General features: G+C 70.5%; 7 protein-coding genes, 1 pseudogene and 1 CRISPR repeat array. All 8 genes and pseudogenes read left to right on the forward strand.

Annotation, left to right across the window (positions count from 1 at the left end):
• Window positions 1-135: 135 nt before the first annotated feature.
• Window positions 136-3,072: a CRISPR-associated helicase Cas3' gene (cas3, locus tag GHR20_RS36340; protein ID WP_153815706.1), complete on the forward strand. Its 2,937-nt coding sequence runs from the start codon at window positions 136-138 to the stop codon at window positions 3,070-3,072.
• Between the two features lie 736 nt (window positions 3,073-3,808).
• A pseudogene (gene casA, locus GHR20_RS36345) lies at window positions 3,809-5,505 on the forward strand (type I-E CRISPR-associated protein Cse1/CasA).
• Window positions 5,502-6,206, forward strand: a complete 705-nt coding sequence (casB, locus tag GHR20_RS36350) for a type I-E CRISPR-associated protein Cse2/CasB (protein ID WP_153815707.1) — start codon at window positions 5,502-5,504, stop codon at window positions 6,204-6,206. The pseudogene casA and the gene casB overlap by 4 nt, the downstream one beginning before the upstream one ends.
• Window positions 6,203-7,396 (forward strand): type I-E CRISPR-associated protein Cas7/Cse4/CasC, encoded by a 1,194-nt coding sequence (gene cas7e / locus GHR20_RS36355; RefSeq protein ID WP_153815708.1) that lies wholly within the window; start codon window positions 6,203-6,205, stop codon window positions 7,394-7,396. Before casB ends, cas7e begins: the two co-directional genes overlap by 4 nt.
• Window positions 7,393-8,115: a type I-E CRISPR-associated protein Cas5/CasD gene (gene cas5e / locus GHR20_RS36360; RefSeq protein WP_153815709.1), complete on the forward strand. Its 723-nt coding sequence runs from the start codon at window positions 7,393-7,395 to the stop codon at window positions 8,113-8,115. Before cas7e ends, cas5e begins: the two co-directional genes overlap by 4 nt.
• Window positions 8,115-8,906, forward strand: a complete 792-nt coding sequence (cas6e, locus tag GHR20_RS36365; protein ID WP_153815710.1) for a type I-E CRISPR-associated protein Cas6/Cse3/CasE — start codon at window positions 8,115-8,117, stop codon at window positions 8,904-8,906. Before cas5e ends, cas6e begins: the two co-directional genes overlap by 1 nt.
• Complete coding sequence (gene cas1e / locus GHR20_RS36370; protein WP_153815711.1) at window positions 8,903-9,889, forward strand: type I-E CRISPR-associated endonuclease Cas1e; 987 nt, start codon at window positions 8,903-8,905, stop codon at window positions 9,887-9,889. Before cas6e ends, cas1e begins: the two co-directional genes overlap by 4 nt.
• Complete coding sequence (cas2e, locus tag GHR20_RS36375) at window positions 9,886-10,239, forward strand: type I-E CRISPR-associated endoribonuclease Cas2e (protein WP_153815712.1); 354 nt, start codon at window positions 9,886-9,888, stop codon at window positions 10,237-10,239. The genes cas1e and cas2e overlap by 4 nt, the downstream gene beginning before the upstream one ends.
• A gap of 95 nt (window positions 10,240-10,334) precedes the next feature.
• A CRISPR array of direct repeats spans window positions 10,335-11,034; the repeat unit is 29 nt; unit sequence CTGCTCCCCGCGCCCGCGGGGATGGTCCC.
• Window positions 11,035-11,192 lie beyond the last annotated feature (158 nt).

The following is an 11,192-nucleotide window of genomic DNA, read 5'->3' on the forward strand; positions in this document are numbered from 1 at the left end:
GAACTGTTCTTCGTGTCCGGGGGGTTGGGGCTTGCCGGTGGGTGTGTGTCCGGGTTGCTTGGTGTCTGAGGGGTCGTTGGTCTTGTTTTCTTCGTTGTGGCTTCGCTGTGTGTTTGTGTCCTGTATGTATCTGGCATGACGGGCGAGGGGGGTGGCCTGGTGGGGGTTCGTGCCCGGTTGGGTGGGCCGGCGTCGTGTGTGTGGGCCAAGCATGATCGTTGTTCGGATGGGTGGCTGCCGTTGTGGCGGCATATGGAGGACAGTGCCGCTGTGGCGGGGCGGCTGTGGGATGAGTGGTTGCCGTTGTCGGTGCGGCGGCTGATCGGTGGGGTGTTGCCTGGTAGGGAGGCGGATGGGCGTCGGCTGGTGGTGTGGCTGGCTGCTGTGCATGACATCGGGAAGGCGACGCCCGCGTTCGCCTGTCAGGTGGAGCAGCTTGCGCAGGTGATGCGTGGCCACGGGCTGGAGATGCGGTCGCGGCAGGCGATGGGGGCGGATCGCCGGCTGGCGCCGCACGGGCTGGCCGGGCAGGTGCTGCTGGGGGAGTGGCTGGAGGAGCGGTATGGCTGGCCGGGCCGGCAGACGGGGCAGTTCACGGTGGTGGTGGGCGGGCATCACGGGGTGCCGCCCGAGCACGGTCAGATCCAGGCGCTTGACCGGCATCCTCACCTGCTGCGCGCTCACGGGCCGAGCGGGGCGGTGTGGAAGAGGGTGCAGGAGGAACTGCTCGATGCGTGTGCGGGGGAGTTCGGCGTGGCCGAGCGGCTGGCGGCCTGGCGGGCGGTGAAGCTGCCACAGCCGGTGCAGGTGCTGCTCTCCTCGCTGGTCATCGTCTGCGACTGGATCGCCAGCAACCCGGACCTGTTCCCCTATTTCCCCGAGGATGTGCCGCGCTCGGGTGCGGAGCGGGTTGCGGCTGCCTGGCAGGGGCTGGATCTGCCGGGTCCGTGGCGGGCTGTGGAGCCGGCGGGGGATGTGCAGCAGCTGTTCGCGTCGAGGTTCGCTCTTCCGCCGGGAGCGAAGGTTAGGCCGGTGCAGGAGGCGGTTGTCGAACTAGCGCGGGATATGGACGGGCCGGCCCTGATGGTGATCGAGGCACCGATGGGAGAGGGGAAGACGGAGGCCGCGCTCGCCGCTGCCGAGGTTCTGGCCGCGCGGTCGGGGGCGGGCGGTGTGTTCTTCGCGTTGCCGACGATGGCCACCGGCAACGCGATGTTCCCCCGCCTGCTGGACTGGCTGGAGCGCCTGCCCACACCCGAGCAGGCAAGCTACTCGGTGCTGCTGGCCCACTCCAAGGCTGCTCTCAACGACAAGTTCGCCGACCTCATGCGCAGCAGCCGACCCCTTGCCGCAGTTGACGTGGACGGAGTCGAGGAGCGTGAGTGGCGGCCCTCGAGCCGGGACCGTGTGGCCGGCGCCGAGCTCGTCGCGCATACATGGCTGCGGGGGCGGAAGAAGGCCATGCTGTCGTCGTTCGTCGCGGGCACGATCGACCAGCTGCTGTTCGCCGGACTCAAGAGCCGGCACCTGGCACTGCGTCACCTCGCCGTCGCCGGGAAGGTCGTCGTCATCGACGAGGCACACGCCTACGACACGTACATGAGCGTGTATCTCGACCGGGTGCTGTCGTGGCTCGGCGCGTACCGGGTTCCGGTGGTGGTGCTGTCCGCGACCCTGCCGGCCGGCCGGCGAAGGGAACTGGTCCAGGCGTACGCGGGAAAGCCCGCCGGCGGTGAGGCCGCAGCCGCTTTCGAGACTGTGGCCCAGGCCGGTGACTATCCGCTGCTGACCGCCGTCACGCCCGGCGGGGTCCCGCTCCTGCGGCGTCCTGCGGCCTCCGCACGTACCGCAGACGTGGCAGTGGAACGCCTCGACGACGGCGTGCAGGTTCTCGCCGACCGCCTGGAGCAGGAACTCGCCGGCGGCGGTTGCGTTCTCGTCGTACGCAACACGGTGCGCCGCGTCCTGGAGACAGCGGCTGTGCTGCGGGAGAGGTTCGGAGAGGAGAACGTCACCGTCGCCCACTCCTGCTTCATCGACGTGGACCGCGCCGCCAAGGATGCCGCTCTGCTGGATCGCTTCGGGCCTCCGGGCAGGGCCGAGCGGCCGAAGACGGCGCACATCGTCGTCGCCAGCCAGGTCGCCGAGCAGTCCCTGGACGTCGATTTCGACCTGCTGGTCACCGACCTCGCGCCGGTCGACCTGCTGCTGCAGCGCATGGGGCGCCTGCACCGGCACCTGCGCGGAGGCCCGGAGCAGACCGACCGGCCTGAGCGTCTGCGCCGCCCCCGCTGTCTGGTCACCGGCGTCGACTGGAACGCTCCCGTGCCCGCGCCGGTGCGCGGCTCGCTCGCCGTGTACGGGGCGTACGCGCTGCTGCGTTCCGCTGCCGCCCTGCTGCCGCACCTGGACGGTGGCCCGCAGCGCCCGGTGCGGCTGCCGGCTGACATCAGTCCCCTGGTGCAGCGCGCCTACGCGGGCACGCCCGACGGTCCGGCCGGCTGGGCGCAGGCGCTCCAGGACGCCCGCGCGCGGCACGAGGAGCATCGCGCGGACCAGGCTGAGCGGGCCGCGACGTTCCGGCTCGACACCGCCGCCCGGCCCGGCCGGCCGCTGTTCGGCTGGGTCGCAGCCGGTGTCGGCGATGCGGACGACACCCGTCAGGGGCGGGCCCAGGTACGCGACAGCCGCGAGAGCCTGGAGGTCGTGGTCGTGCAGCGGCGCGCCGACGGCACTCTGGCCACGGTGCCGTGGCTGGCGCCGGACCGCCGGGGCCGCCCCCGTGCCTGGCTGGCACTGCCCACCGATCAGGTGCCGACCTCTTTCGCGGCCCGCACCGCCGCCAGCTGCGGGCTGCGGCTGCCGATCCAGTTCGGCTACGCCGACGTGATGGACCGGGCGATCGACGAACTCGAGGAACTGTGCATCCGTGCCTGGCAGGCGAAGGACAGCCACTGGCTCGCCGGCCAGCTGATCCTGCCGCTCGACGAGGACTGCCGGGCCCGTCTGGCGGGCTTCGTCCTTCACTACAGCCCCAGCGACGGTCTCGAGGTTGCGCGTGAGGAGCGGTGAGAGGAGAGCGCGGTACGCCGTGGCCGGGAGAGAACCCGCGTGCGCGAGGAGCAGCGGCTGTGGCCCCGACATCAGCGTGCGCGTGTATGGACCATCCCCGCGGGCGCGGGGAGCAGCGAGGTGGTGAGCCACTTGTGCCCTTCAGCCTGGGGCCATCCCCGTCTCAGCGGGGAGCAATCGCACGCTCCTCGAGGGCTCTCTCGGCACGTGCGGGTTCCTCTTCCATGCTCGCACTGGGCGCGGTGCGACCCGCAGAGGCTGGGCCCGGGCGGCGTCCGCTTTCCGCCCATCGGCCCAACGGCACCGCAAACACGGCAGACATCAAGCTTGCCAGAGCTGTGGCGGCACCCCAGCGGGCGTTCTCGTCAACCGGGCCGGCCAGTGGCAGCCAGTGTCCCAGCAGGAGGGCCGACCAGAAGACAGCCGCCACGGCCACTGTTGCTGTGATCCAGCGGACCCATCCGCTCATGCTGCGTCCCCTTCAGCCTGTTTCCGCCACGTTCGGGTGGACTCTAGAACGGATGAGCCCTCATGTCGGACGTCTCGCCGCGAGTCGGTGTGTCGCTCCAGGTCACCGGGTCGTGTCGGACCGGCACGCGCGCAGCGCCGTACGTGGCCGACCGCCTGATCGGCCGTCAGCCGGGCCGTCCGGCACGGCCGCGCGGCCCGGATTGTCAGATCCCTCTGGCAGGCTTCTGCCTCCGCTACAGCCCCCGTGACGGACTTGAGGTGACCCGTGCCTGAAGATGACCACAACAGCAGCGGTGAGGGTGTGCTGTCGTTCGATCTCACCGCCCAGCCGTGGATCCCGGTCCTGAGACGGGACGGCAGCCAGGCAGAGCTGTCGCTGTGTGAGGTGTTCGAGCAGGCACACGACCTGCGGCGCATCGTCGGTGATCTGCCCACGCAGGAATTCGCTCTGCTGCGTGTGCTGCTGGCCATCGCACATGACGCGCTCGATGGGCCGCAGGACATCGACGCGTGGGCGGATCTGTGGGAGGACGACGGCTGCTTCGCTCCGGTCAGGGCGTATCTGCAGGCGCACCGGGGACGGTTCGACCTGCTGGACGCCAAGGCGCCGTTCTTCCAGACTCCGGGGCTGCGGACGGGGCAGGACGAGGTGTTCTCCCTGAACCGGATCGTCGCCGACGTCCCCAACGGGGAGCCGTTCTTCACCGCACGGATGCCCACCGTCGACCAGCTCACCTTCGCGGAGGCGGCCCGCTGGATCGTGCACGCACACGCCTACGACACGTCCGGCATCAAGACCGGCGTGGAGGGTGACACACGCGTGAAGGGAGGCAAGGTCTACCCCCTGGGTGTCGGCTGGGCCGGGAATCTCGGCGGAGTCTTCGCCGAAGGCGGCACTCTGCGCGAGACGTTGCTGCTGAACCTGGTCGCCTCCGACACATCCAATCTTCAGGTCGACGACTCGGACGCGCCAGCGTGGCGCAGGCCGCCGTGCGGCCCGGGCGGCACCGAGCGCGCCCCCACCGGCGTGCGTGATCTGTACACCTGGCAGACACGCCGCCTGCGCCTGCACTTCGACCGGGCCGGTGTGAACGGTGTCGTCCTCGGCTACGGGGACCCGCTGGCCCCCGGGACCGGCACAACCGGGAACCGATGACGGCCTGGCGGCGCAGCAGGGCCCAGGAGAAGAAGCTGAAGAAGGTCCCGGTCTACCTGCCGCGCGAGCACACACCGGAGCGTTCCGCGTGGCGCGGGATCGGCGCACTGGTCGTCAACGAGGCATCCGTGGGGCAGGGGGCTGAGCCGGCCGACTATCTGCGGCCGGGCATCCTGGAGTGGGTGGCCCGCCTGGTGACCGAGGGCGTGTTGGAGCGCGGATTCCTCGTTCGGGCGCGGATCGTCGGTGCCTGCTACGGCACGCAGCAGTCCGTGATCGATGAGATCGTCGACGACCACGTGGCGATGGCCGTGGTCCTGCTGCACCAGCAGGACCGCCGCTACGCCGAGCAGGCCGTCGCAGCCGTCTGCGACGCCGACCTCGCGGTCAACGCGCTCGGCGACCTGGCCGCCAACCTGGCCCGCGCGGCCGGCACCGGCAGTGACGGCCCCCGCTCCAGCGCCCGCGACATGGCCTACGGCCTCCTTGAGGCCCCCTACCGGGCCTGGCTGGCTGGCCTTGCCGGCACCGACGACCCCTACCCGCAGCGTCTCCTCTGGCAGCAGCAGGTGCACACCATCGTCGCCGGGCTCGGTGACCGGCTGATGGCCGCGGCCGGGGACGCGGCCTGGCAGGGCCGGACCGTCCAGCTCGCCCGCGGCGCCGAGTGGCTCAACTCCGCCCTCGCCGGCAAGTGGTTCCACGCCGCCCTGCGCACCGGGCTGGGACGCCCCGATTCCTTCGACCTGCCGCCGGACGCGGACGCACGCCCGGCACCCGAGACCACTGTGAAGGCACCCGCATGACCACCGTCACCGCACCGGCCACCGCCCGCAGGCGGGTCACCGACCTCGCCTCCGCTCACCTCGCCACCCTGCAGCGGGGCTACCTCGACGATCAGCCGCATGCGGTCGCGGCTCTCGCCCGGCTGAGGCGCGGGGCCGGCCGGGAGGCCGGGCAGCTGCCGGACCTGTGGGCCCTGATCGACACCGGCCCCCTGCACGCAACGCCGGCCGGTGCCCGGCCGCTGAGCGAGAGCGAACTGGTGCGGGCCGAGGACGCCCTGCACGTCGCCCTCACTCTCTACGCGCTGCACCAGCAGTCCCGCCGCACCGGCATGTACCAGGCCGACCGTCCGGGCAGCGGACGGGGCCTGGGAGCCGCGGTGCGCCGGATGATGAAGCCCGGCGAGATCGACGAAGCCGTACACAAGCGCCTGGTCCGCGCCGGCACCGCCCCTGACCTGACGGTCCTGGCCCAGCGGCTGCGGGACATCGTCGTCCTGCTGCGCCGCGAGGACATCGCACTCGACCACGCGCTGCTCGCCGGACAGCTCTACACCTGGCAGCGCCCCGGCGGCGCGGACCTCGTCCGCCGGGAGTGGGGCCGCTCCTTCCACGCCTGGCACGACAAAGACCCCAGCGGCGACGCTGCTCCCGCCTCCGCCGGCCCGGCCGGCGGCCCCGACGACACCAGCACCACGGACACCGACAAGGACGCCTCGTGAACCGCATCTTCCTCGACGTGCACGCCCTGCAGACCGTCCCGCCCAGCAACCTCAACCGCGACGACACCGGCGCGCCGAAGAGCGCGGTGTACGGGGGAGTGCCGCGTGCCCGCGTCTCCAGCCAGGCCTGGAAGCGGGCCACCCGCACCTACTTCAAGGACGAGCACCTGCTGGAGCCGAGCGAACTCGGCGTGCGGACCAAGAAGATCGTGGAAGCGGTCGCCGCCCGCATCACCGCCCTGGATCCCGCGCTCAGCGGTGAGAACGTCCTGCGGATCGCGGACGAGACCGTGAAGGCCACCGGGCTGAAGACCGAGGTTCCCAAGCGCAAGGCGAACGCCGCCAAGGAAGGCGAGCCGGAACCCGTACCCCAGTCCAAGTACCTGGTGTTCCTCAGCACCCGGCAACTGGACGGCCTGGCCCGCCTCGCCGTCGAGGGCGCCGCCGACATCACAACCTTCCTCAAGGACAAGGAGAACAAAAGCCGGGCCAAGCAGATCGCGGACACCCACCACTCCGTCGACATCGCCCTGTTCGGCCGCATGGTCGCTGACGACGCCGACATCAACGTCGACGCCGCCGTCCAGGTCGCCCACGCCATCAGCGTCCATCGCGTGGACAACGAGTCCGACTACTACACCGCCGTCGACGACGAGAACACCGACGCGGAGACCGGCGCCGGCATGATCGGCACCGTCGACTTCAACTCCGCCACCCTCTACCGCTACGCCGCACTCGGCGTCCACCAGCTCGCCGCCAACCTCGGACACGGCCTGCGCGAGGAGGAACCACGCACCGAACCGGTCCGCCGGGCCGTGGAAGCCTTCGTCCACGGGTTCATCGCCTCCCTGCCCACCGGAAAGATCAACACCTTCGGCCACCACACCCTGCCCGACGCAGTGATCGTCAAGCTGCGCACCACCCGGCCCGTCAGCTTCGTCGCCGCCTTCGAGGACCCCGTACGCGGCGAGGAGGGCGGCTACGTCCGGGAGGCGTCCGAGCGCCTGGCCGAGTACATCCCCGACATCGAGCGCGCCTACGGGGACGAAGACACCACCCTCACCTGGGTGCTGCGCGTCGGCCCCAACACTCACAAACTCGCCGGGATTGGCACCGAGGCGGACAACCTCGGTGAACTTGTCACCGCCGTCGGCCGGGCCGTCGCCGAACGCCTGGAGAAGCCCGCATGAGCGTGCTGACCCTCCGGCTCGCGGGCCCCCTGCAGTCCTGGGGGGCCTCCGCCCGCTTCACCCGCCGCACCACCGAGTCCGCCCCCACCAAGAGCGGCGTCATCGGTCTGCTGGCCGCCGCAGCCGGCATCGAACGCGGCGACGACAACGCCCTGCAACCACTGGCCGCCCTCCGCTTCGGTGTCCGCATCGACCAGCCCGGCACCCGGGTACGGGACTTCCACACCGCCCACCACGGTGTCACCGGCAAATCCATGCCGCTGTCCGAACGCTTTTACCTCGCCGACGCCGTGTTCGTCGCCGCCCTCGAAGGCGACCACCAACTCCTCGGCGAACTCCACGCAGCACTGCGCGCCCCGGCCTACCCGCCATTCCTCGGCCGCCGCTCCTGCCCCCCCTCCCTGCCCGTCGAACTCAGCCTCCACGACGAGGGCGGACTCAAGGACGCGCTGCGCGACGAGGCATGGCAGGCATCACCCTGGTACCGCAAGCAGCACCGCAGCAAGAACGAGATCGAACTGACCGTGCTGCGTGAAGCCGACGGCCACGAGCACGACAACGCGGACACCCGGCGCGACCAGCCACTCAGCTTCGCCGCCGCCCACCGGCGCCACTCACTGCGCACCCACGTCAGCTACAGCGTGCGCATCCACAACCCGTCGGCCCGGCACCAGCCCCGGCACGACCCGTTCGAGGCCCTGGACGAAGAGAGCGCCTGATGTTTCTCACCCGCTTCCGCGTGAACACCGCACGCCCCGGCGCACGCCGCCTGCTCTCCTCACCGCAGACCATGCACGCGGCCGTCATGTCGTCCTTCCCGAAACTCCTGCCCACCGACACACCTGCCTCAGGCGGCCCGCGAGTGCTGTGGCGGCTGGACCACACCACCCGCGCCGAAGTCGTGCTGTACATCGTCAGCCCCGACCGGCCCGACCTCACCCACCTTGTCGAACAAGCCGGCTGGCCCGCCGCAGCCGCCGCCGACCCGGCCGACCCCGGCTGGCAGAGCCGCTCCTACGCCCCCCTCCTCGAGCGGCTCAGCACCGGAGACCAGTGGGCATTCCGCCTCACCGCCAACCCCGTCCACCACGCCCGCCGCAAAGACGACGAACCCACCAAACGCACCGCACACATCACCCCAGGGCACCAGATGAGCTGGCTCCTCAAACGCCAGGAGACCTGCGGCTTCCGCGTACTGGAAAAACCCGACACCAAGCGCCTGCTCCCCGACGGCACCACCCACACCAAGCAACCCCACCACGGCGACCGATACGAACTCACCGTCCACAACCCCCGCCCCCTCGCCTTCAACAAACACCACACCGCACCCCCCAAAACCGGCCGCCGGCCACCCGTCACCCTCCTCACCGTCACCTTCGACGGCCGCCTCGAAGTCACCGACCCACACGCACTGCGCCACGCCCTGACCCAGGGCATCGGCAAGGCCAAGGCCTACGGCTGCGGCCTGCTCACCCTGGCACCACTGCGCAGCACAGGGGCAGAGAAGTGACCACCATCTCCCGCCGCGCCGCTCTCACCCCGCGCCAACTCACCCGCACAGGCGAACGCCTCTCCTTCATCTACCTCGAACGCTGCACCGTGCATCGCGACGCCAACGCCATCACCGCCGAAGACGCCGACGGCACCACCCACATCCCGTCGGCAACCATCGGCACCCTCCTCCTGGGACCCGGCACCCGCATCACCCACCAGGCGATGAGCGTCCTGGGCGAAACCGGCGCCGCCGTCTGCTGGGTGGGAGAACAGGGCGTGCGCTACTACGCCGGCGGCCGCGCCCTGACCCGCTCCTCCGCGCTCGCCGAAGCCCAAGCCGTGCAGTGGGCCAACACACGCAGCCGACTCGCCGTCGCCCGCGCCATGTACCGCCTGCGCTTCCCCGACGAAGATCCCGCCGGACTCACCCGCCAGGAACTCCTCGGCCGCGAAGGCAGCCGCCTCAAGGACTGCTACCGGGCCCAGTCCGCCCGCACCGGTGTGCCCTGGCGCGGCCGCCGCTACACCCCCGGCGACTTCTCCAGCGGCGACGCCGTCAACCAGGCCATCACCGCCGCTGCCCAGTGCATGTACGGCATCACCCACGCAGTCGTCGCCTCCCTCGGCTGCAGCCCAGCCCTCGGATTCGTCCACTCCGGCCACGAACTGTCCTTCGTCCTCGACATCGCCGACCTGTACAAGACGGAGATCGGCATCCCCCTCGCCTTCGACATCGCCGCCGACAACGACGAAGACATCGGCCCGCGAACCCGCCGCGCCCTGCGGGACCGCATCAACGAGACGTCCCTCCTCAACCGTTGCGTCAACGACATCAAGCGCCTCCTGCTGCCGGACACAGACCAAGCCGGGACGACGAACGACGACCACGACGTCGTCAGCCTGCAAAGCGATGGCGGCCACACCGTCGCCGCAGGCCGCAACTACGGCGGCGGCACCGACGACCACGACGCCTACGCCGACGTGGAGCACACCTGGTGACCGTCATCGTCCTGACCAACTGCCCACCCGGCCTGAGAGGCTTCCTCACCCGCTGGCTCCTCGAAATCTCCGCCGGCGTCTTCATCGGCAACCCGTCGGCGCGGATCCGAGACCTACTCTGGGACGAGGTCCAGCAATACGCCCACCAGGGCCGCGCCCTGCTGGCCCACACGACCAACAACGAACAAGGCTTCACCTTCCGCACCCACGACCACGGCTGGCACCCAGTCGACCACGAGGGCCTGACCCTGATCAGACGCCCGCACGCCCAGAAGCCATCGAGCCCCGCGACCACTCCACCCAAAGGCTGGAGCAACGCGTCCAAACGACGGCGTTTCGGCAGGAAGTAATGAAATACCTAAAGTTCCTTATGTGCGGTTTGTCGGAATCAGTGAAACTGATGCAGAACCCACTGGTCTCGTGACGAAACCGCAGGTCAAGGAGTCTGCTCCCCGCGCCCGCGGGGATGGTCCCTCCCTGCCGCAGAACAACGACACCTCGATCGACTGCTCCCCGCGCCCGCGGGGATGGTCCCCCATCCCCGTCATCACCCCCGTCGTCCCCATCCTGCTCCCCGCGCCCGCGGGGATGGTCCCATGGCGGACATGGAGAACGGCGTGTACGGGACCTGCTCCCCGCGCCCGCGGGGATGGTCCCGCGCCCGCGTCCGGCTCCGGCGGCACGATGTACTGCTCCCCGCGCCCGCGGGGATGGTCCCAACGGCAAGACGTACAAGAACCGCGAGCATGCCTGCTCCCCGCGCCCGCGGGGATGGTCCCCACCGCCGCATGACCGAACCCCGCTGCACCTGCTGCTCCCCGCGCCCGCGGGGATGGTCCCCAGGACCGCACGAACAGCATCCACCCGATGTCCTGCTCCCCGCGCCCGCGGGGATGGTCCCTCGTCCTCATCATCCGCGGACTCGCCGCCGGCCTGCTCCCCGCGCCCGCGGGGATGGTCCCGAACGCCGTCCACTCGTCGAGCCGGCCGTAGTCTGCTCCCCGCGCCCGCGGGGATGGTCCTCCCGCAGGACGTATCCCCGGTAACCACTGGGGCTGCTCCCCGCGCCCGCGGGGATGGTCCCGGTATCAGGCTGATACCGCTTTGGGCATGGAACTGCTCCCCGCGCCCGCGGGGATGATCCCTGGTTCACGATCGGGCGGAAGTCTCCGAACGTCGGCTCCTTGTGCCTGCCCGTAGGGATGTCCCCGTCGTGGTGGCCTTGAGTCCTTCCGCATGTCGCGAGATGTGCTCCTCTCATGGGTCAGTTCCTGGGTGCAGGTCGACCGTGACCCCTGTGGTG

The organism is Streptomyces sp. SUK 48 (genome assembly GCF_009650765.1).
Lineage (GTDB): Bacteria > Actinomycetota > Actinomycetes > Streptomycetales > Streptomycetaceae > Streptomyces.

What these genes read in the sequence shown, in the direction of transcription:
- cas3 (WP_153815706.1), top strand. Translation starts at nt 136, where the DNA reads ATGACGGGCGAGGGGGGTGGCCTGGTGGGGGTTCGTGCCCGGTTGGGT.
- cas5e (WP_153815709.1), top strand. Translation starts at nt 7,393, where the DNA reads ATGAGCGTGCTGACCCTCCGGCTCGCGGGCCCCCTGCAGTCCTGGGGG.
- casB (WP_153815707.1), top strand. Translation starts at nt 5,502, where the DNA reads ATGACCACCGTCACCGCACCGGCCACCGCCCGCAGGCGGGTCACCGAC.
- cas6e (WP_153815710.1), top strand. Translation starts at nt 8,115, where the DNA reads ATGTTTCTCACCCGCTTCCGCGTGAACACCGCACGCCCCGGCGCACGC.